The 20,891-nt window shown below is 74.9% G+C and carries 19 protein-coding genes; 7 read left to right on the top strand and 12 right to left on the bottom strand.

From position 1 onward, the window contains the following. Positions 1–73 precede the first annotated feature (73 nt). The gene (locus tag ACWDD9_RS36830) at positions 74–868 is read left to right on the top strand and encodes a ferritin-like domain-containing protein (RefSeq protein WP_449813991.1); all 795 of its coding nucleotides are present in this window, start codon (positions 74–76) and stop codon (positions 866–868) included. A 20-nt stretch (positions 869–888) separates the two neighbouring features. Here ACWDD9_RS36830 and folE read toward each other — a convergent pair whose 3' ends face one another. The 6 genes from folE to dacB all read right to left on the bottom strand — a co-directional run bounded on the left by folE (position 889) and on the right by dacB (position 8,911). After that, complete coding sequence (gene folE, locus ACWDD9_RS36825; RefSeq protein WP_049654054.1) at positions 889–1,494, bottom strand: GTP cyclohydrolase I FolE; 606 nt, start codon at positions 1,492–1,494, stop codon at positions 889–891. Positions 1,495–1,600: 106 nt separating this feature from the next. After that, entirely contained in the window at positions 1,601–3,655 is a 2,055-nt protein-coding gene (gene ftsH / locus ACWDD9_RS36820) for an ATP-dependent zinc metalloprotease FtsH (RefSeq protein WP_074006436.1), read from the bottom strand. A gap of 229 nt (positions 3,656–3,884) precedes the next feature. Further along, positions 3,885–4,439 carry a hypoxanthine phosphoribosyltransferase gene (hpt, locus tag ACWDD9_RS36815; RefSeq protein ID WP_049654051.1) on the bottom strand — a complete coding sequence of 185 codons (555 nt, stop codon included), beginning with the start codon at positions 4,437–4,439 and terminating at the stop codon, positions 3,885–3,887. Positions 4,440–4,510: 71 nt separating this feature from the next. Next, complete coding sequence (tilS, locus tag ACWDD9_RS36810; RefSeq protein ID WP_074006435.1) at positions 4,511–5,638, bottom strand: tRNA lysidine(34) synthetase TilS; 1,128 nt, start codon at positions 5,636–5,638, stop codon at positions 4,511–4,513. Positions 5,639–5,922: 284 nt separating this feature from the next. After that, on the bottom strand, positions 5,923–7,095 hold the full coding sequence (locus ACWDD9_RS36805; protein WP_049659916.1) for a zinc-dependent metalloprotease: 1,173 nt from the start codon (positions 7,093–7,095) through the stop codon (positions 5,923–5,925). A gap of 160 nt (positions 7,096–7,255) precedes the next feature. Further along, positions 7,256–8,911 (bottom strand): D-alanyl-D-alanine carboxypeptidase/D-alanyl-D-alanine endopeptidase, encoded by a 1,656-nt coding sequence (gene dacB, locus ACWDD9_RS36800; protein WP_449813990.1) that lies wholly within the window; start codon positions 8,909–8,911, stop codon positions 7,256–7,258. Between the two features lie 76 nt (positions 8,912–8,987). On the opposite strand from dacB, the gene ACWDD9_RS36795 reads away from it, so the two are divergent. Then, positions 8,988–9,479, top strand: a complete 492-nt coding sequence (locus ACWDD9_RS36795; RefSeq protein ID WP_030244505.1) for an inorganic diphosphatase — start codon at positions 8,988–8,990, stop codon at positions 9,477–9,479. A 214-nt stretch (positions 9,480–9,693) separates the two neighbouring features. Then, positions 9,694–10,362 (top strand): biliverdin-producing heme oxygenase, encoded by a 669-nt coding sequence (locus tag ACWDD9_RS36790; protein ID WP_449813989.1) that lies wholly within the window; start codon positions 9,694–9,696, stop codon positions 10,360–10,362. Between the two features lie 82 nt (positions 10,363–10,444). Here ACWDD9_RS36790 and ACWDD9_RS36785 read toward each other — a convergent pair whose 3' ends face one another. Both ACWDD9_RS36785 and ACWDD9_RS36780 read right to left on the bottom strand, forming a co-directional pair. Continuing rightward, entirely contained in the window at positions 10,445–12,091 is a 1,647-nt protein-coding gene (locus ACWDD9_RS36785; RefSeq protein WP_449813988.1) for an HtaA domain-containing protein, read from the bottom strand. Between the two features lie 54 nt (positions 12,092–12,145). After that, entirely contained in the window at positions 12,146–13,699 is a 1,554-nt protein-coding gene (locus tag ACWDD9_RS36780) for an HtaA domain-containing protein (protein ID WP_449813987.1), read from the bottom strand. Positions 13,700–13,871: 172 nt separating this feature from the next. Between ACWDD9_RS36780 and ACWDD9_RS36775 the strand changes: the two genes are divergently transcribed. The 3 genes from ACWDD9_RS36775 to ACWDD9_RS36765 are packed head-to-tail and all read left to right on the top strand — an operon-like array spanning position 13,872 to position 16,794. After that, positions 13,872–14,897, top strand: a complete 1,026-nt coding sequence (locus ACWDD9_RS36775; RefSeq protein ID WP_387976273.1) for a heme/hemin ABC transporter substrate-binding protein — start codon at positions 13,872–13,874, stop codon at positions 14,895–14,897. Further along, positions 14,894–15,982 carry a FecCD family ABC transporter permease gene (locus tag ACWDD9_RS36770; RefSeq protein ID WP_117489025.1) on the top strand — a complete coding sequence of 363 codons (1,089 nt, stop codon included), beginning with the start codon at positions 14,894–14,896 and terminating at the stop codon, positions 15,980–15,982. Before ACWDD9_RS36775 ends, ACWDD9_RS36770 begins: the two co-directional genes overlap by 4 nt. A 2-nt stretch (positions 15,983–15,984) precedes the next feature. After that, the gene (locus ACWDD9_RS36765) at positions 15,985–16,794 is read left to right on the top strand and encodes a heme ABC transporter ATP-binding protein (RefSeq protein WP_449813996.1); all 810 of its coding nucleotides are present in this window, start codon (positions 15,985–15,987) and stop codon (positions 16,792–16,794) included. A gap of 15 nt (positions 16,795–16,809) precedes the next feature. On the opposite strand, the gene ACWDD9_RS36760 is transcribed toward ACWDD9_RS36765, so the two are convergent. From ACWDD9_RS36760 to ACWDD9_RS36750, 3 genes are all read right to left on the bottom strand, one after another. Then, positions 16,810–17,019 (bottom strand): dodecin, encoded by a 210-nt coding sequence (locus ACWDD9_RS36760; RefSeq protein ID WP_049661518.1) that lies wholly within the window; start codon positions 17,017–17,019, stop codon positions 16,810–16,812. A gap of 100 nt (positions 17,020–17,119) precedes the next feature. Further along, positions 17,120–18,079, bottom strand: a complete 960-nt coding sequence (locus ACWDD9_RS36755) for an asparaginase (protein WP_388051627.1) — start codon at positions 18,077–18,079, stop codon at positions 17,120–17,122. 75 nt (positions 18,080–18,154) lie between these two features. After that, on the bottom strand, positions 18,155–18,775 hold the full coding sequence (locus tag ACWDD9_RS36750) for an RsiG family protein (protein WP_234348561.1): 621 nt from the start codon (positions 18,773–18,775) through the stop codon (positions 18,155–18,157). A 626-nt stretch (positions 18,776–19,401) separates the two neighbouring features. On the opposite strand from ACWDD9_RS36750, the gene dtd reads away from it, so the two are divergent. Further along, positions 19,402–19,842 carry a D-aminoacyl-tRNA deacylase gene (gene dtd / locus ACWDD9_RS36745; protein WP_449813986.1) on the top strand — a complete coding sequence of 147 codons (441 nt, stop codon included), beginning with the start codon at positions 19,402–19,404 and terminating at the stop codon, positions 19,840–19,842. 67 nt (positions 19,843–19,909) lie between these two features. On the opposite strand, the gene ygfZ is transcribed toward dtd, so the two are convergent. After that, the gene (gene ygfZ, locus ACWDD9_RS36740; protein ID WP_117491889.1) at positions 19,910–20,872 is read right to left on the bottom strand and encodes a CAF17-like 4Fe-4S cluster assembly/insertion protein YgfZ; all 963 of its coding nucleotides are present in this window, start codon (positions 20,870–20,872) and stop codon (positions 19,910–19,912) included. Positions 20,873–20,891 lie beyond the last annotated feature (19 nt).

Raw genomic sequence — 20,891 nt, 5'->3', positions numbered from 1 at the left:
GCGGCCCGGGGGAACGTATCGCGACCGCCCGTCGGCCCCCGCCGGGCGCGCCCGGACCCGCGCAGGAGGCACTGTGCTGAGCACCCGCTCGCTCTTCGACGAGATCTACCGCAACGACCAGGCGTACCAGCTGTTCTGCAGCATCGCGGCCGGCGGCGAGGACCAGGGCGGCTGGGAGAACGAGCGGATCGCCGCCCTCACCCGGGACCCGGTCCTCGCCCCGAAGGTCGCCCGGCACGGTGCCGACGAGCGCAAGCACGGCCGGATCTTCGCCCAGCTGCTGAACCGGCGCGGCCTGCCCAAGGTGCCCGTGCCCGACGAGACCGACTACTGCATGCTGCTGGAGCGCCAGGGCATCGGCCTCTCGCACGAACGGCTGAACACCGACATCCCGCTGACCGACCGCGAGCTCATCACCTACCTCGCGCACAGCCGGGTCACCGAGCAGCGCGCCGCCGAGCAGATGCGGCAGCTGGTCAGGGCGTACGCGGACAACCCGGCCCTCGGCCGGGCGATGCGGGTGATCTCCGCCGACGAGGACGACCACCTCGCCTACTGCCACGAGGAGCTGCTGCGGCTGATCTCCGAGGGCCACGGCCCGTACGTCCGGCACGCCCTGGAGACCAGCGCCCGGGGCGAGGTCCGCACCTACCGGGACGTCGGCCTCGCCGTCACCGCCCGGATGGCCCGGATCCTGCGCTGGCCGCGCTGGCAGCTCGCCCTGATCACCCTCGGGGTGCGCGCGCTCCACCTGTACGACCGCGCCTACGGCTGGCGCCGGATGGTCACGCTGCGGATGCCCGAGCACCGCAACGCGCTGGGCACCCCGGCTCCGCCGCACGCGGAGCACGAGGTGCCCGGTTCCTGAACCGTCGGCCGGCCGGCGCCCTACCGGCCGATGATGAGGCTCATCGCCTCGGCCCGGGTGGCCGGGTCGCGCAGCTGGCCGCGCACGCAGGAGGTGATGGTCTTGGCGCCGGGCTTGCGGATGCCGCGCATCGACATGCACATGTGCTCGCACTCGACCACGACGATCGCCCCGCGCGGCTCCAGGATCCGCATCAGCGCGTCGGCGACCTGGCTGGTCAGCCGCTCCTGCACCTGCGGCCGGCGGGCGTAGACGTCGACCAGCCGGGCGAGCTTGGACAGCCCGGTGATCTTGCCGCTGGTGGACGGGATGTACCCGACGTGGGCCACGCCGCGGAACGGCACCAGGTGGTGCTCGCAGACCGAGGTCAGCTCGATGTCCTTGACCAGCACCATCTCGTCGTGGCCGAGGTCGAAGGTGGTGGTGAGGACGTCCTCGGGCTCCTGCCACAGGCCCGCGAATATCTCCTTGTAGGCGCGCGCCACCCGGGCCGGGGTCTCCAGCAGGCCCTCGCGGTCCGGGTCCTCCCCGACGGCGAGGAGCAGCTCGCGGATGGCGTTCTCGGCCCGCTTCTGGTCGAAGGTACCGACGGCGGGCGGACCGTCGAAGGTCACCGGGTCGATCATGCGGGCCTCGCTTATGTATCGGAAGACTCTGGCTGAACAGCACGGATGCCGCGCCTCCAGGGTACAAACCCTGGTGACGCGGCATCCATTCCCTACGGAGCGGGGGTCAGCCCTCGGTCGGCGGCTCGGTGGCCGGCAGCGGCGGGAGCTTCACGACGTCCACCGGAGCGGCCTCGCCGGAGGCGGCGCCGTTGGTGAGCGCCAGCTCCTTCGGGGACTGCACCGGAGGCCGGGTGGACGGCGTGCGGCGGGCGGAGCCCGTCCAGGCCGGCCGGGTCGGGCGCTTGACGATCGGGGCGAAGACCTCGGCGATCTGCTCCTTGTTCAGGGTCTCCTTCTCCAGGAGCTCCAGGACCAGGTTGTCGAGCACGTCGCGGTTCTCGACCAGGATCTCCCAGGCCTCGTTGTGCGCCGTGTCGATGAGCTTCTTGACCTCTTCGTCGACCAGCCCGGCGACCTCTTCCGAGTAGTCGCGCTGGTGGCCCATCTCGCGGCCGAGGAACGGCTCCGAGTTGTCCGAGCCGAACTTGATCGCGCCGAGGCGCTCGGTCATGCCGTACTGGGTGACCATGGCCCGGGCCGTCGCGGTGGCCTTCTCGATGTCGTTCGAGGCACCGGTGGTCGGGTCGTGGAAGACCAGCTCCTCCGCCGCGCGCCCGCCCATCATGTAGGCGAGCTGGTCGAGCATCTCGTTGCGGGTGGTGGAGTACTTGTCCTCGTCCGGCAGCACCATGGTGTAGCCGAGGGCCCGGCCGCGGGACAGGATGGTGATCTTGTGCACCGGGTCGCTGTACTGGCAGGCCGCCGCGACCAGGGCGTGGCCGCCCTCGTGGTACGCGGTGATCTTCTTCTCCCGGTCGGACATGATCCGCGTGCGCTTCTGCGGACCGGCCACGACGCGGTCGATCGCCTCGTCCAGGATGCCGTTGTCGATCAGCTTCTTGTCCGAGCGGGCGGTCAGCAGCGCCGCCTCGTTGAGGACGTTCGACAGGTCGGCACCGGTGAAGCCGGGGGTGCGCTTGGCGACGGCCGACAGGTCGACGTCGGGCGCGATCGGCTTGCCCTTCTGGTGCACCTTGAGGATGTCCAGCCGGCCCTGGAGGTCGGGGCGCTCGACCGCGATCTGGCGGTCGAAGCGGCCCGGGCGCAGCAGCGCCGGGTCCAGGATGTCGGGGCGGTTGGTCGCGGCGATCAGGATCACGCCGCCCTTGACGTCGAAGCCGTCCATCTCGACCAGCAGCTGGTTGAGGGTCTGCTCGCGCTCGTCGTGGCCGCCGCCGAGGCCCGCGCCGCGGTGCCGGCCGACGGCGTCGATCTCGTCGACGAAGACGATCGCCGGGGCGTTCGCCTTGGCCTGCTCGAAGAGGTCGCGGACGCGGCTGGCGCCGACACCGACGAACATCTCGACGAAGTCCGAGCCGGAGATGGAGTAGAAGGGCACCCCGGCCTCGCCCGCGACGGCGCGGGCCAGCAGGGTCTTGCCGGTGCCGGGCGGGCCGTAGAGCAGCACGCCCTTGGGGATCTTGGCGCCGACGGCCTGGAACTTGGCCGGCTCCTGGAGGAACTCCTTGATCTCGTGGAGCTCCTCGACCGCCTCGTCCGCGCCGGCGACGTCGGCGAAGGTGGTCTTCGGGGTGTCCTTGGTGAGCAGCTTGGCCTTGGACTTGCCGAACTGCATGACCCTGGAGCCGCCGCCCTGCATCTGGTTCATCAGGAACAGGAAGACCAGGACGATGATCACGATCGGGAGCATCGACAGCAGCAGGCTGACGAAGGTGCTCTGCTTCTCCGGGCTGATCGTGTAGCCCTCGGCGAGCGTGCTCGCGTCCTTGTCGTTGACCTGGGCCTGGAGCTTGTCGGCGATGGCGACACCCTGGTCGCCGATGTAAGAGGCCTGGAACTTGGTACCGGACGGGGTCTTGCCCGTTCCGGCACTGGGCAGCGTGGCGCCGTCCTTGAGCTGGATCTTGATCGTGTTCGAGTCACCGGTGGTGATCTGCGCCGACTTGACGTTGTGCGCGTCGATCGCCGCGACGACCTGACCGGTGTCCACCGTCTTGTAGCCGTTGGAGTCCGAAACGACCTGCATCAGCACGATGACGGCGAGGACGGCCAGCACGATCCACATGATCGGCGCACGGAAGTATCGCTTGACGTCCATCCATGCGGGGCGTTGCCGCCCCGTCCCTCCTGCCACTCAACGGCGCCGGGGGGCTGTTGGGCCGCGGCGCAATCCGATTGGTGCTCATGTGAAGAGCGGTTTATTGGACCGTACCGCAGTCGGACCCACCCATGGCGGGAGCACGGCGAGACGGCTGTGGTTCTTTGTCCCCGGGGGTCCAACGGGCGGGAACGGCCTACTGTTCCCGCCCGTAACCCGAACGGGGCCGTCAGCCGCCGTAGACGTGCGGGGCGAGGGTCCCGATGAAGGGGAGGTTGCGCAGCTTCTCCGCGTAGTCCAGGCCGTAGCCGACCACGAACTCGTTGGGGATGTCGAAGCCGACGTACTTGACGTCGATCTCGACCTTGGCGGCGTCCGGCTTGCGGAGCAGCGCGCAGACCTCCAGCGAGGCCGGACCGCGCGAGCCCAGGTTGCCGAGCAGCCAGGACAGCGTCAGACCGGAGTCGATGATGTCCTCGACGATCAGGACGTCACGGCCGGCGATGTCGGTGTCCAGGTCCTTCAGGATCCGCACCACACCGGAGGACTTGGTGCCCATCCCGTACGAGGAGACGGCCATCCAGTCCATGGTGACCTGCGAGTGCAGGGTCCGGGCCAGGTCGGCCATGACCATCACAGCCCCCTTGAGGACGCCGACGATCAGCAGGTCCTTGCCTGCGTAGTCCCGGTCGATTCGCTCGGCCAGCTCCAGGAGCTTGGCGTCGATCTCGTCCTTGCTGATGAGCACCTTCGCGAGGTCAGCGCCCATGTCGTTCTGGTCCACCGGGGATACGTCCTCAAACGTTCGGGGTCTGTGTGGCCGGCGGTCGGCTCCCCCTGGGCATGCCTCGCCCGTCAGTCGCCCTGCCGCCGAAAGACCAGCGTGCCACACCTGCGGGTGGCCTCGACGCCCCCGGGTAGGTGCAGCGGGCCCTGTCCGCGCCATCCGGTGACCAGCAGGTCGATCGTCTCCAGGTGCCGGGCGAACAGGTCCCCGGCCGGACAGCCCGCCCGCAGCGCGGCCCGGCGCAGCACCCGGCGGCGCACCGCGGGCGGCAGTTCGGCCAGCTTCACGGCGTCCAGGGCGCCGTCGCCCGTACGGAGGTCGCGTTCGGCCAGTGCGGCCCACTGGTCGAGGGCGTCGGCGTCGTCGCGGAACAGCCGGGCGGTGCGGGCCAGCGCCTCGACCACCCCGCCGCCCAGGTGCTTCTCCAGGACCGGCAGCACCTCGTGGCGGACCCGGGAGCGGGTGTAGGCGGGATCACAGTTGTGCGGGTCGTCCCAGACCGGGATCGACTGGGCGGCGCAGGCCTGCCGGGTGGCCGCCCGGTCCAGCTCCAGCAGCGGGCGGCGGTAGCGGCCCTTCTGGGCGGGCATCCCGGCCAGCGAGCGGGAGCCGGAGCCGCGGGCCAGGCCCAGCAGCACGGTCTCGGCCTGGTCGTCCCGGGTGTGGCCGAGCAGCACCGCGATCGCGCCGTGGCGGTCGGCGGCCGCGTCCAGGGCGGCGTAGCGGGCGTCCCGGGCGGCGGCCTCCGGGCCCCCGGCGCGGCCGACCCGGACCGGGACCGCCTCCACCGGGTCGAGGCCGAGGCTGCGCAGCCGGTCGGCCACCTGGGCGGCGCGCTCGGCGGATCCCGCCTGGAGGCCGTGGTCGACGGTGACGGCGCCGACCCGCAGGCCGATCTTGGGGGCTTCGAAGGCGGCGGCGATGGCCAGCGCCATCGAGTCGGCGCCGCCGCTGACCGCGACCAGGACCAGCGGCGAGCCGGGCGCGGCCGGGGTCCGGGGCAGCCCGGAGGGGTGGCGCGCGGCGTTGCCGATCAGGGTGGTGCCGACCGCGGCACCCACCAGCGGCGCCCCGGCCGGGCGCTCCCGCGGTCGGCGCACGGGCGCGGTGAAGGTGGAACCGGCCTCGGCGGCGAGGTCGGTGAGCGTACGGCGAACGGCCAGGCGTATCGCGGCGACGGCGGGGTGAGGACCCACGGCGGACGACTCCTCGACGGAGGGGGGACAGGACGTGCGGCGGACGCGGCGGGGACCGCGCACCCGCATGAGCACCCGGTTACCGGGCGCTCACAGATGGTGGCAGATAGTGGCCACCCACTACGCCACCCGCGCCCCCGGCAGGTCGACCGTCCCACGTTCGGGTGAATGAAGAAACGCTTCTTCACTCGTCGTCGGCCTGATTGGACCACTCGTACGAGCGGGTTTGACCGGCGCGCGCCGCTTGCCGTCCGGCGTACGGCGCGCCCGCGTCACGACCGCGCTCAGCGGGCCACCCGGGCCACCCAGGCGGCCGGGTCGTGGATCTCGTCCTTGGTGGGCAGGGTGTTCGGGGAGGTCCACACCCGGTTGAACCCCTCCATGCCGACCTGCTCCACCACCCCGCGCACGAACACCGCGCCGTCCTGGTACTGGCGCAGCTTCGCGTCCATGCCGAGCAGCCGGCGCAGCAGCAGGTCGAGCCGGTTGGCGCCGCGGTCCCGGCGCTGCTGGAACTTCTCCCGGATCTCGGCGACCGTCGGCACCACGGCCGGCCCGACGCCGTCCATCACCACGTCCGCGTGGCCCTCCAGCAGCGACATCACGGCCGTCAGCCGGCCGAGGATCTCGCGCTGCGCGGGCGACTGGACGATCTCCAGCAGGTTCCCGGAGGAGGCGCCCTCCCGGCTGCCGCCACCCGGCAGGCCGCCGAGCGAACCCGCCGCGTCCCGCAACCGCTCCAGCAGGGCGCCCGGGTCGACGTCCGTCTCGGCGAGGAAGGACTGCACCTCGGACTGGATGTGGTCGCGCAGCCACGGCACCGCGGTGAACTGCGTCCGGTGCGTCTCCTCGTGCAGGCACACCCAGAGCCGGAAGTCGGACGGGTCGACGTCCAGCTCCCGCTCGACGTGCACGATGTTCGGCGCCACCAGCAGCAGCCGGCCCGGCCCGGGGCCCTCCGGCCCCAGCCGCGGCTTGTCGAACAGCGCCGCCGGGCTGTCCGGCGCCTCCAGCGGGGGCTCGGCCGGGGCGAAGGTCTCGTACTGGCCCAGCACCTTGGTGGACAGGAACGCCAGCAGCGCCCCGACCTCGATCCCGGTCGCCTTCTCGCCCACCGCGCCGAACACCCCGGCCGCCGTGCTGTTCGCCCGACGCGCCTGGAGCTTCTCCACCAGCGGCTGGACGACCGTGCGGAAGCCCGCCACGTTGGCCCGGATCCACCCCGGACGGTCCACCACCAGCACCGGCGTCGCCGCGGCCTGGGACAGGCTGGACGAACGCATGCCGGTGAACGCCCGCACGTGCTCCTCCGCCTCCAGGGCGTGCCGGCGCAGCTCGGCGACCACCGCCGCCGCTTCCTCCCGGCTCACTTCCGGACCCGGCCGAACCAACCTGGTCGCGGTTGCGACCGCGAGGTTCCAGTCGACCATGTCAGCACCGCCACTCGCGCTCGTCATGCCCTCACCGTACGTGCTCCCCACCACCAACGGCAGCCACCCGCCGCGAACACCTCTCCCCAACGGGCCCCGGCCCCACCGGTCTCCGGCCGCGACCGGGAGCCGGCCGGGCCCCGGGGCGTGCCCGGCGGTGGGCGGCGGACCGGTGCGCGGCGGCGGGTCAGTGGCAGCCGCAGGTGGTGAGGCGGGCGGCGACGCGGTCCATCGCGGCGCGGGCGGTGTCGGCGGGGGCGGCGGTACGGGTCATGACGGCGAAGGCGAGCAGGCGGCCGTCGGCGTCGACGACGGTGCCCGCGAGGGTGTTGACGCCGCTGAGGGTGCCGGTCTTGGCGCGGATCAGCCCGGCCGCGTCAGCGGCGCCGGACCCGGAGCCGTACCGCTTGTTGAGGGTGCCGGTGAAGCCGGCGACCGGGAGGCCGGTGAGCACCGGGCGCAGGGCGGGGTGCTGCTCGGAGGCGGCCAGCGCGAGGAGTCGGACCAGGACGGCGGGCGGTATCGCGTTGCCCGGGTGCAGGCCGCTGCCGTCGTTGAGGACCACGGTGCCCATCGGCACGCCGAGCCGGGTGAGCTCCTGGGTGACGGCGGCCGCGGCGCCCTCGAAGCTCGCGGGCTGGTGGGCGGCGATGGCGACCTGACGGGCGATCGCCTCGGCGAGCTGGTTGTCGGAGGTGGTCAGCAGGCGTTCGACCAGCCGGGCGACGGTCGGCGAGAAGACGTCGCCGAGGGGCGCCGTGCCGGTGGCGGTCGGGGCGGGCGCGGGCGCGGCGGCGGGGCCGGCCTTGCCCGTCACGGTGATGCCGCGGGCCCGGAGCAGCGCGGCGAAGGCCTCGGCGGCCGCGGCCGCCGGGTCGGCGACCCGGTCCGGCGCGTCCTCCCGGCTCTTCGGGTCCGCCTTGGCCTCGTCCACCATCAGCGGGACCACCAGGGCGATGTTCTGGGCGTCGTGGTTCCTGTGCTGCGGGCCGCCCGCGTACATCGACAGGTCGTAGTCCAGCTGGACCGTCGTGGTGCCGAGGCCCTTGAGGCTGTCGGCGGTCTGCTGGGCGAGGGAGTCCAGTGAGGCGGGGGCGGTGTCGGCGTCGGCCGGCTGACCGCCGATCTGCACCTGGTCGGCGGGCAGCGCGGTGAGCGTCGGGTCGCCGCCGCCGACCAGGGTGATGGTGCCCGGGGCCGCGCCCTGGACCACCCGGGTGTGCAGCCGGGTGTCGCCCGGGATGAGGGACAGGGCCGCGACCGCGGTGGCCAGCTTGGTGGTGGAGGCGGGGGTGGCGGGGGTGTTCTCCCCGGAGCCGTACAGGAGTTGGCCGGTGCCGGCGTCCGCGACGGCGAAGGTGACCTCGCCGAGGTTCTTGTCGGCGAGCGCGGCGGCGAGCGCCTGCCGGAGGCCCTGCGCGGTGGGGACGGCGGCGCCCGGGCCGCCCTCGACGGCGGCCAGGACGGCGCCCGGCGCGGGGGCCGGGCGCGCAGCGGACGCGTCGCCACCCCCGGTGGCGGGCACGGGGGCGCCGGGCACGGAGGCCGCGGGCGTGGGCGCGGCGGGCGGCGCGGCGCGACGGGCGGGCGCGGCAGCCGGGTCGTCGTTCGACCGGGGACCGGCGCCGCCCTTCCCGTGGTCGCCCTTCCTCCCGCCGTGGCCGTTCGGTCCGTCGTGGTCCTCGCCCTCGCCCGGCCCGGCGCTGTGCCCGCCCGGCGGCGGGGCCGGCTGCGCGACCGCACCACCCGAGGTCAGGACCGTACCGACGACCAGGAGCGCCGCTCCGAACAGCCCCGCGGCCGTCCCCCCGCGGCGGCCCGCCGCCCCTCCCCCTGTGCCCACCGACCGGCCCCTTTCCCGAGCACCCGCTCCCGTAGGAGACACTTGGATTCTGTCAGTCCCTACCTTGGAGGAACCGTTGGAGTTCGACGTCCTTATCGAAATCCCGAAGGGCTCTCGTAACAAGTACGAGGTCGACCACGAGACCGGCCGTCTGCGGCTCGACCGGATGCTCTTCACCTCGACCCGCTACCCGGCCGACTACGGCTACGTCGAGGGCACGCTCGGCGAGGACGGCGACCCGCTGGACGCCCTGGTCATCCTGGACGAGCCGACCTTCCCGGGCTGCCTCATCAAGTGCCGCGCCATCGGCATGTTCCAGATGACCGACGAGGCCGGCGGCGACGACAAGCTGCTCTGCGTCCCGGCGACGGACCCGCGCTGGGAGCACCTGCGCGACATCCACCACGTGTCGGAGTTCGACCGCCTGGAGATCCAGCACTTCTTCGAGGTCTACAAGGACCTGGAGCCGGGCAAGTCGGTCGAGGGCGCCAACTGGGTCGGCCGCGCCGAGGCCGAGGCCGAGGTCACCGCTTCGATCAAGCGTCTGGCGGAGCAGGGCGGCCACTGAGCCGTCGTTCCGATCCCACTCGGCCGGGGACGGTCGGAGGCAGGTCGGGACAGCCCGGGGCCGGGGTTCGCGGATTCGTCCGCGGACCCCGGCCTCTGTCGTGTCCGGGGACGGGACGTCTTGCCGACAGCCTGTCGGCAAGACGCGAAGTTAGGTTAGGCTAACCACACATTCAGCCGATTCCCACCGGCCGATCCCGGACCCTGGAGGCCGCATGCCCACGCCCGCGCCCGCCCCGTTCTCCACCGTGCTCCGCACCGCCAGCAGCGAGGAGCACGAGGCCGCCGAACAGTCCTCGTTCATGAGCCGGCTGCTGGGCGGCGGTCTCGGGATCGAGGCGTACGCCGACCTCACCGGCCAGCTCTGGCACGTCTACCGGGCCCTGGAAGAGCGGGCCGAGCAGCTCGCGGAGCACCCGCTGGCGGGCCCCTTCATCGACCGGGCGCTGCTGCGCACCGCCGCCATCGAGCGCGACCTGGCGCACCTGCGCGGGCCCGACTGGCGGGACGGCCTGGCCCCGCTGCCGGCCACCGCCGCGTACGTCGCCCGGCTGGAGGAGCTGGCCGCCGAGTGGCCGGCCGGGTACCTCGCGCACCACTACACCCGCTACCTGGGCGACCTGTCGGGCGGTCAGATCATCCGGGGCATAGCGGAGAAGACCTGGGGCTTCGAGCGCAAGGGCGACGGCGTGCGGTTCTACGTCTTCGAGGAGGTCGACAACCCGGCCGCCTTCAAGCGCGAGTACCGGGCGAAGCTGGACGCGGCCGGGGAGGCGATGGACGAGGTCGAGCGGCGCCGGGTGGTCGAGGAGTGCAAGCGGGCCTTCGTGCTCAACGGGGCGGTCTTCCGCGACCTGGACACGCGCTACCCGCTGAGTGCGTAAACGTTCCTCCTTACCCCGGTCACGGGAAACGGCCCCGGCGAGCGCTTGCTCGCCGGGGCCGTTTCGGCACTCCGTCCGGGTGTCAGGCCTGGACCGCGCCACGGCGGTTGCGCACCAGGACGGTGGCGCTGCCGCCGACCAGCAGCAGACCGGCCGCGGTGGCCAGCAGCGGGACCACCGGGGTGTCCGCACCGGTGGCGGCCAGCGAGCCGCCGCCCGTACCGCTCAGGCCGCCGGTGGTCAGCGAGGCCCCACCGGAGGTACCGCTGCCGGTGCCCTGGCCGCCGCCGGCCGCGGAACCGCCGCCGGCGCTGCCGTTGCCGTTGCCGGAGGAGCCGGCCGGCGGCAGCTTGGCGTCCTTGTCGAAGGCGAGGGTGGCGCTGACCGGGTCCAGGGCCGTACCGGCCGGGTAGTTGGAGAAGGCCGGCACCCCCTCGGCGGTGAGCGTGGCCGGAACGCCGGAGAGCGTCACCACGCCGCCGACCGGCTTCAGGGCGGAGGCCGGGACGTCCAGCCGGGCGATCCTGACACCGCTCAGCGAGGTCGAACCGCCGTCCTGGGACTTGCCGTTGACGTCGGCGGTCAGGAAGGCGCCGTCCCGGTCGATGGTCAGGCCCAGCTTGGAGAGCGTGGTGTCCAGCGCCCAGCCGTCCTTGCCGGGGTGGCCGAGGAAGCGGACCGAGCCGTTGAAGGCGGCGCTCAGGGAGTGGTCGGTGGTGTTGTAGGCGCCGGTGGCACCGCCGAAGCGGTAGTCGGCCGCGCCGCCGCCGAACTCGACCTTCCCGGCGGCCATCGGGGACTCCAGGTACGTGCGGAAGCTCTCCTTGACCTTCCAGTCCAGCGTCCCGTTCACCACCGGCAGGGTGGCCGGGGCCGTGCCGGGGCCCCCGCTCGCGGACGGGGAGGCGGTGGCGCCGGGCGCCTGGGTGGCCGACGGCGAGGAGCCGGCCGAGGGGGTGCCGGACGACGGGGCCGCGGTCGGCGTGCCGGTGGCCGTGGCGGTGGGGCTCGCGCTCGGGCTGCCGGTGGGGCCGCCGGTCGGGCCCGTGCTCGGCGAGGAGGTGGCGGACGGCGTGGCGGTGGCCGTCGCGGTCGGCGGCACGGTCGGCGGGGTCGTGGCCGGGCTCTGCTTCAGCAGCAGCGACAGCGGGTCCATGTCCGCCCCCGCCGGGTAGAAGCCGGCGAAGGCCCGGGCGCCCTGCTCGGTCAGCTTGGCCGCGGCGGGCGTCCCGTTGGTGGTGTCCCGCGCGACGGTGAACGTCACCAGCGGCACGTCGTCCCGGCGGGTGACGTCGGCGGCGCCCACCGACTCCTTGGAGGCGGTGTCGGCGGTCAGCGTGCCGGTGGTGCCGGAGGTGGTGATCCGCAGGTCGCTGAGCGCGACGTCCAGCGCGCCGTGGTGGGCGGTGAAGTGCACGCCGCCGGTGAAGGAGGAGCTGAGCGCGTGCGTGGTGAGGTCGTACGCCGCGTTCGCCAGGCCGAAGTGGAAGGTGCCGTCGGCGTTGCGGGTCGCGCCGCCGGTCAGCTCGATCGCGCCGCCCTGGGAGGCCGGGCCCTCGATGTAGCTGCGGAAGCTGGCCTTCACGCCCCAGTCCAGCGCTCCGGTGTCGTACGTGACGCTGCTCGGGCCGCCCGCGCCGAAAGCCAGTGCGGGGGCGCCGAGGGCGGTCAGGCCGAGGCCGGCGGTGGCGGCCGCGAGGGCGGCCAGCCGGGTGCGGTTGCGGGACATGCTGGGTACTCCGTTCGGATGGGGGGAGGGAGCGGGGGGACGCTCCCGGAGGGGTCAGGCCGCGTCGTCGGCGTCGGGCCCGGCGGCGGGGGCCCCGGCCGCGGCGGCCGCCCGGCGGCGGCGGACGAGCAGGCCGCCGGTGGTGGCGAGGGCCGCCACCAGCACCGCGCCGCCGACCACGGCCGGCACCGGGACGCCGTCCGGGGAGGACGCGGCGACGGGCGCGGCGGCCGGGGAGGCGGGCGGGCTCGCGACGGCGCCCGGCGGGGTGGCCGGGGCGCTGCCGAGGTCGGGCAGCGGGGGCAGCGCGGCGGCCGGGTCGAGGGCGACGGCGAAGCTCAGCGGGTCCATCGCGGTGCCCGCCGGGTACAGGCCGCCGAAGGCCTCGGCGCCGCCCTCGGCGAGCGTGAGCGGCAGTTCGACGGCCGTCAGCAGGCCGCCCTCGGCCTTGAGGCCGGCCGGGTCGAAGGTCGCCAGCTCGACGCCGGGGAGCTGCCGGGTGCCACCGTCCGGGGTCCGGCCGGAGACGTCGGCGAGCAGTCGGCCCTGGCCGCCGGAGACGCTGACGCCCGGGTTGGCGAGGGTGAGGTCCAGGCCGTAGCCGTCGCCGGCGCGCATGCCGGTGAAGCGGACGGTGCCGGTGAAGGCGGCGGTCAGCTCGCCGGTCGCCGGGTCGTACGCGCCCTTGGCCGGGGTCCAGCGGAAGAACGCGCCGCCATCGGCCGCGCCGCCGCCGAGCTCCCAACGGCCTTGGGCGATCGCGCCGGTGACGTAGTCCCGGAAGGTGCGGCGCACGCCCCAGTCGAGGGCGCCGTCGGCGAACCCGGTACGGGCCGGGGCCTGGGCGGCCGGCTCGGTGGCCGGCGGGGCGGCCGGCTCGGCCGGCGACGGGGCGGTCGCCGGCGGCGTGGTCGCGGGCACGGCCGTGGCGGCCGCGCCGGACGTCGGGGCGGGTGCCGCCGGCGTCGGCTGCGCGGCGGGCAGGTTGACCGAGAGGCTGAGCGGGTCGAGGGCCGTGCCGGCCTGGTAGAAGCCGCCGAAGGCCTTCGCCCCGGCGTCGGTGAGGGTCGCCGGGACACCGCTCAGCGTCAGGGTGCCGGCCGCGCCGCGCAGGTCGACGCCGGCCAGCGAGAGGTCGGCCAGCTTGGCCTGGCTCGCGCTGCTGACCTGCCCGGTCTCCTTGGACTTGCCGCTGACGTCGGCGTACAGCCCGGCCGCGCCGCCCTGGACGGCCTTGAAGGTGAGCCGGCCGATGCTCAGGTCGAGCGCGTTGGAGCCGCCCTCCTGGTGCCCGGTGAACCGCACGCCGCCGGAGAAGGCGGCGGTCAGCGCGCCGGCCGCCGGATCGTACGTGCCGTTCGCCGAGTGGAACCGGAAGGTGCTGCCGCCGACCGTGGCCGCGCCGCCGGTCAGCCCCCAACTCCCCTTGGCGATGGGCCCGGTGACGTAGGTCAGGAAGGACTGCTTGATGCCCCAGTCCAGCCGTCCGCCGGAGACCCTGCCCTCGGCGGCGGCCGCCGGCCCCGGCGACAGGCCCACGGCCAGCAGGGCGGCGAGGGAGGCCACCAGGGCGGCGGCCAGACGGCGGAGCCGGCTGGACAGGGGCACGGCGAATCACTCCTCAGGGGGCATGGGGGGATGCCGCAAGGAGGGCCCGGTGGGCACCACCCCCTTGCGGAACTCAGGTAAGGCTAACCTAATATATGAGTCAAGAGCCCCGCCGCCCCCTCCCCCGGCGGCGGGGCGCCACAGGCACCAACTCCCGGTGAAGGGAACCAGGTTGAGCAGCGTTACGATCCGATCCGGGGCGGCCCGCGGGCCCGTCCTCCTGCTGCTCGCCCTCGGCCTGCTGCTCGCCCTCACCGCCTGCGGCGCCGCGAGCGGGACGGCCGGGGCAGCGGGGGCGGCCGTCTCCCGCACCCCCGACGCCGTCGAACCGCTGCCCGGCGAGCCCGCCCCCCGGCTCCCGGCCACCACCGCCTCCGCCGACGGCCGCCAGGTCACCGTCACCAGCGCCGAACGGGTCATCCCGCTCAACGGCAGCCTCGCCGAGCTGGTGTTCAGCCTCGGCCTCGGCCCCAAGGTGGTCGCCAGGGACGTCTCCACCACCTTCGAACAGGCCGCCGCCCTGCCGGTGATCACCCAGGCCCACGACGTCTCCGCCGAGGGCGTGCTCTCACTGCACCCCACCGTCGTCCTCGCCGACCGCTCCACCGGCCCGGCCGAGGCGATCGCGCAGATCCGGGCGGCCGGCGTCCCGCTGATCGTCCTGGACGACGCCAAGCGGCTGGCCGACGTCGGACCGCGCATCGACACCGTCGCCGCCGCACTCGGCGTCCCGGACGCCGGACGGCAGCTCAAGGAGCGCACCGAGCAGCGGATCGACCAGGCCATGGCCGCCGTCCCGGCCGACGGCCGGCACCCCCGGGTCGCCTTCCTCTACCTGCGCGGCAGCGCCTCCGTCTACCTGCTCGGCGGCCCCGGCTCCGGCGCCGGCTCGCTGATCGAGGCGGTCGGCGGCGAGGACGCCGGCACCGCGGCCGGCCTCACCAACGACTTCGTCCCGCTCACCAGCGAGGCCCTGGTCAAGGCCGCACCCGACGCGATCCTGGTGATGAGCAAGGGGCTCGACTCGGTCGGCGGAACGGACGGCCTGCTCAAGCTGCCCGGCGTCGCCCAGACCCCGGCCGGGCTCGACCGCCGGATCGTCTCGATCGAGGACGGCCAGCTGCTCAGCTACGGCCCGCGCACCCCGCAGGTCCTGCGCGGGATCACCGCCCAGCTCTACCCGGCGGACGCCAAGTGACCACCGCCGTACGGGAGGAGACCTCCCGCGAGGCGCCCGGGGAGAGCGCCGCACCGACCGCCGGCCGGACCGCCCTGCTCACCGCCGGACTCGCCGCCGCCCTGCTCCTCTGCGCCCTCCTCGCGGCCGGCGTCGGCGCCTACCGCATCCCGCTCGGCGACATCCTCGCCTCCACCGCCCACCGCCTCGGCCTCGGCGGCCACGCCCTGGACCGGGTGCCCGAGTCCGTGCTGTGGAACGTCCGGCTGCCCCGGGTGGTGCTCGCCCTGCTGGTCGGCGGCTCGCTCGGCTGCGCCGGGGCACTGATGCAGGGCGTGTTCGGCAACCCGCTCGCCGAGCCCGCCGTGATCGGGGTCTCCTCCGGCAGCGCGGTCGGCACGGTGGCCTGCATCGTGCTCGGCCTGAACACCCTGGGCGGTTGGACGGCCCCCGTCTTCGCCTTCGCCGGCGGCCTGCTGACGGTCGTCGCGGTGTACGCGATGTCCCGCTCCGGCGGGCGCACCGAGGTGGTCACGCTGATCCTCACCGGCGTCGCCGTGAACGCCTTCTGCGGCGCGCTGATCGGCATCCTGCTGTTCATCGCCGACCCCGCCGCGATCAGCCAGGTCACCTTCTGGCAGCTCGGCTCGCTCTCCCAGGCCACCTGGGGCAAGGTGCTCGCCGTCCTGCCGTTCGCGCTGGCCGGCCTGGCCGTCGCCCCGCTGTACGCCCGCAGGCTGGACCTGCTGGCGCTCGGCGAGCGCCCGGCCCGCCACCTCGGGGTGGACGTCGAGCGGATGCGGCTGGCGCTGATCACCGTCGTCGCCCTGCTCACCGCGGCGGCCGTGGCGGTCAGCGGCATCGTCGGCTTCGTCGGCCTGGTCGTCCCGCACCTGCTGCGGATGCTCGCCGGGCCCGGCCACCGCTTCCTGCTGCCCGCCTCGGCACTCGGCGGCGCGCTGGTGCTGGTGGCCGCCGACCTCGCCTCCCGCACCGTCGCCGAGCCCGCCGAGATCCCGCTCGGGGTGGTCACCGCACTGATCGGCAGCCCGTTCTTCTTCTGGCTGCTGCGCCGGACCAGGACCAGGCAGGGAGGCTGGGCGTGAGACTGCGACGCCACCGGGAGATCCCCGAACGACCGGCGCCCGGAACCGAGTTGCTCGCCGCCGAGGGCGTCCGACTGAGTCTCGGCGGGCGCCCGCTGCTGGACGGCGCCGCCGTCCGGGTCGCGGCCGGAGAACTGGTCGCGCTGCTCGGGCCGAACGGCGCCGGCAAGTCCACCCTGCTGTCCGTACTGGCCGGCGACGTCCGGCCGGACGGCGGGTCGGTCGCCCTGCGCGGCCGCCCGCCGGCCGACTACGGCGCCGCCGAACTCGCCCTGCACCGCGCCCTGTTGCCGCAGTCCGCCGCACTGTCCTTCCCGTTCCCGGCCGGCGAGGTGGTCCGGATGGGCCGCGCGCCGTGGGCGGGCACGGCGGCGGCCGCCGAGGACGCGGCGGCCGTGGCCGAGGCGATGGCGGCCACCAAGTCCACCGCCTTCGCCGGGCGCCCGTTCACCGCCCTGTCCGGCGGCGAGCGGGCCCGGGTGGCGCTGGCCCGGGTGCTGGCCCAGCGCACCCCGCTGCTCCTGCTGGACGAGCCGACCGCCGCCCTCGACCTGCGCCACCAGGAGCTGGTGCTGCGGGTCGCCCGGGCCCGGGCCGCGGCCGGGGACGGGGTGGTCGTGGTGCTGCACGACCTGTCCCTGGCGGCGGCCTACGCGGACCGGGTGGTCCTGCTGACGGGCGGGGCGACGGTCGCGGACGGGCCGGTCGCCGAGGTGCTGCGGGCGCCGCTGCTCAGCGAGGTGTACGGGCACCCCGTCGAGGTGCTGGCGCACCCGCGCACCGGGGTGCCGCTGGTGCTGCCGGAGCGCTGAGCGCTTCGCCGGCGCTCAGTCCTCCAGCCGGAAGCCGACCTTGATGCACACCTGGTAGTGCTTGATCCGGCCGTCCTCCAGGTGGCCCCGGACCTGCGAGACCTCGAACCAGTCGAGGTTGCGCAGCGTCCGGGAGGCCCGCTCCACCCCGTTGCGGATCGCGGCGTCGACGCTCTCGGCCGAGGACCCGACGATCTCGGTCACCCGGTACACATGGTCGGTCATGGCGGACTCCCTCAGCTGTACGGACGCCCCCCGGTCCACCGTGCACCGACCCGGGTCCGCCCGCACCCCGACGGGTGGCCTCCGACGCCGCGGGCTGGTCCTAGAACGCCGCCCGCACCTCGCCGACCGGCACGCCGCCGCCGAGCAGCGGGGCCGCGCCGATCCGCTCGACGGTCCCGTCCGCCCCGGCCACCCCGAGCCGGCGCAGCGCGGCCGCCAGCACCGGGCCGCGGGCCCGCTCGGCGCCGTCCTCGATCTTGAAGGCCAGCGCCCGGCCGTCCGGCAGCGCGACCACCTGGACGGCCTCGGCGCCCATCTTGGACAACGCGCCCGGCACCGCCCGCATCAGCCAGGTGTCGGCCCGGCGGGTGCCGGCCACGTACTCGGGGTGGGCGCGCATCGCGTCGGCGACGCGGCGCGGCCCGCTGCCCTCGGCGGCCAGCAGCAGGCCGCGGTAGCCGCGGGCCAGGCCGGTCAGCGACACGGCCAGCAGCGGCGCGCCGCAGCCGTCCACCCCGGCGTGGGCGGCGGTCTCGCCGGTGGCCTCCTCCAGGGCCTCGCGGGCCAGCCGCTGGATCGGGTGGGCCGGGTCGAGGTAGCTCTCGGTGTCCCAGCCGTTGGCCGTGCAGGCGGCCAGCCAGCCGGCGTGCTTGCCGGAGCAGTCCATCAGGATCGGGGCGCGCTCGCCGCCGGCGGCGAGCAGCAGCTCCGCCTCGGTCTCGTCCAGCGGCAGGTCGGCCGGCGTGCGCAGGGCCGACTCGTCGAGCCCTGCGGAGCCGAGGATGCTCCGCACGCCATCGAGGTGAAACGATTCCGCGGAGTGGCTGGAGGCCGCCAGCGCCAGCAGCTCGCCCTCGATCGCCAGCCCGGCCCGCAGCGTGGCCACCGCCTGGAACGGCTTGGCGGTCGACCGCGGGAAGACCGGGGCGTCCGGGTCGCCGAGCGCGAACTCGACCGAGCCGTCGGCCGCGAGCAGCACCAGGGAGCCGCGGTGGCGGCCCTCGACGAAGCCGGAGCGTATGACCTCGGCGAGAACGGGCGCGGGGGCGGGCAGGGACATGGCGGTGTGAGCCTTCCGGGGCGAGGGTGGGCCGGGAGCGAGCCGGGCCTCACCCGCCCGCGGCGACCCACCCGGTCAGAGCGGCCCCCGTGCGAGCAGGTCGTCGACCCGTGCTTCCCCATCACGGTACCTGCGGGTGATCTCGGCGTTGCAACCGTCGGCCGTGCGCAGCAGCCGCTGGCGCCGTCCGGACACCTCCCGCTCGTACGCCCGCAGCCGCTCCAGGGCGGCCAGCAGCTCCTCGGCCGGGTGCGCCGCCAGGTCGGCGAGCTGGACGTCGCCCATCAGCGCGTCCGCCTCCAGCCGGGACTCCCGGGTGCGCGGCGGCCCGAGGGTGACGTGCCGGGCCGAGCGCCGCACGGTGGAGGGCGCGTCGGTCAGGATGGCCGGCAGCCGGTCCAGCAGGTCGCCGGGGGCCGGGTCGGGGCCGGACGGGTCGGCCGTACGGACCGGGCCCGTGCCGGGCCGCCGGTCGAGTTCAGCGCGCAGGATGTCCATCCGCCCGTGCAGCAGCCGCCGCAGGTAGGACAGGTCGGCCTCCTGCTCCAGGGTCTCCCGGCGCAGCACCCGCAGCTGCTCCAGGCCCAGCCCCTCCAGGTCGGGCTCGTCCTCCGCGCCCGCCGCCGGACCGTCCGGGCCCCCTGGGGCCCGCACCACCGACCCGGACCGGTCCCGCGCCACGCTGCTCGCGTCCATCACCCAACCACCTGACGTCGTCCGATCCCGCCCGCTCGCGGCACCCCGTCGCTGCCGCCGGTCCGACCCGTCCCCCGACGGGCCGCGCGTCCCGTCCACCGGCCCGCCGGGAACCCCCGGAGGCTCCGGTCCCCGGCCGTGACGCCCACCGGGGCGGCACCGCCAGACGCCTGACCTACCGGCTCGACCGCCCGGCCGAACCCGGGTCCGGCGCGGCGGACCTCCTGGCGCCCCGGACCCCTCGTACGGTCCACCAGCGTGCCACCCCACCCGGCGCACGCGCACCGCCCGTGCACCCGAACGGCCCCCTGGCGAACGGGGGTGGCTGATATGACCAGCCCTTTCCCCAGGAAGAGTGGCGCCCGATTCCGCGCAGGCGCGCACCCCAGGGCGTGCACGGCCTTCGTGCGCGCCCCTGGTGTGCGCCCTGGGGAGGCCGCCGGGGCGGAGGGACGGGGCCGACCGGAGGGGCGGCCGGGCAGAACGGCCGGGAAGGGTGCGGCGCTGAGCCGGGGGCACGGCGGATGCGCGGGCGCGGAGCGGCGGCGGACGCGCCGGGCGCGGGCCGCGCGGGACGCACCCGGGGCTCCTCCGGGGGCCGTACGGCGCTCCGGCACAATGGCGGCATGCGAGCAGTGGTGCAGCGAGTGACCGAGGCCCGGGTGACCGTGGCCGGTGAGACCGTAGGCGCGATCGAGGGGCCCGGGCTCTGCGTCCTGGTCGGCGCCACCCACGACGACACCCCCGCCAAGGCCGCCCAACTGGCCCGCAAGCTCTGGACGCTGCGGCTGCTGCCCGCGAACGACGAGGGCGTCGAGCAGAGCTGCTCGGACCTCGGCGCCCCGCTGCTGGTGATCAGCCAGTTCACGCTCTACGGCGACGCCCGCAAGGGCCGCCGCCCCACCTGGAACGCCGCCGCCCCCGGCCCGGTCGCCGAGCCGCTGGTGGACGAGGTGGTGGCGCAGCTGCGCGCGCTGGGCGCCACGGTGGAGACGGGCCGGTTCGGCGCCGACATGCGGGTGGCGCTGGTGAACGACGGCCCGTTCACCGTCCTCGTCGAGGTCTGACCCCGCCGGGGCCCCACCGGGCCCGGCCGGGGCGCCGAGCGGCCCCGGCGCGGCCCCGGACGGCCCCCTACTGCGGGACGATCACGTCCTGGGTGCCCGGCACCGTGCCGGCCAGCAGCACGGCGTCCACCGGGACGTTCCGCTTGACGATCGCCAGCGCGATCGGCCCCAGCTCGTGGTGCCGGGCCGAGGAGGTCACGAAGCCCAGCGCCCGCCCGTCCGGGTCGGTGGCCAGCCGCACCTCGGTGCCGTGCGGGGGCAGCGTCTCCTCGGTGCCGTCCAGGTGCAGGAAGACCAGCCGGCGCGGCGGGCGGCCCAGGTTGTGCACCCGGGCGACGGTCTCCTGGCCGCGGTAGCAGCCCTTCTGCAGGTGGACGGCGGTGCGCAGCCAGTCCACCTCGTGCGGGATGGTCCGGTGGTCGGTCTCGAAGCCCAGCCGGGGCCGGTGGCCCTCGATCCGCAGCGCCTCGTACGCCCAGACCCCGGCCGCCGGGCCGTACCCGGCGGTGAGCCGCTCCAGCTCGGCGCGCGGCACGAACAGGTCGCGCCCGTACGGGAGTTCGCGGACGGCGGCGGCGCCCTCGACGGAGGCGGTGGAGCCGGCCGGCAGGTGGACCACGGCGTACTCGGCGGTCGCGTCGGCGACCTCCACCCGGTAGAAGAACTTCATGCCCTCCAGGTAGGCGACCAGCGCCTCCTGGGTGCCCGGCTCGACGTGCGCCCAGGTGGTGGTGCCGTCGTCCACCAGGTAGAGCGCGTGCTCGACGTGCCCGTTCGGGGAGAGCACCAGCGCCTCGGCGGCCTGCTGCGGCGGCAACTCGCTGACGTGCTGGGTGAGCAGCAGGTGCAGCCAGGAGAGCCGGTCCGCGCCGGTCACGGTGACCACGCCGCGGTGCGAGAGGTCGACGAAGCCGACGCCCTGCGACAGCCTGCGTTGCTCGCGGAAGATGTCGCCGTAGTGGGCGGCGACGCCCTCGTCGGCCCCCTCGGCGGGGACGGCTCCGGGCAGGGAAAGCAGCGGGCTCTTCACACCGGTCATACCGGCCAGC

It is taken from the genome of Kitasatospora sp. NPDC001119 (assembly GCF_053598475.1).
This window is presented reverse-complemented; position numbering and strand designations above follow the sequence as displayed.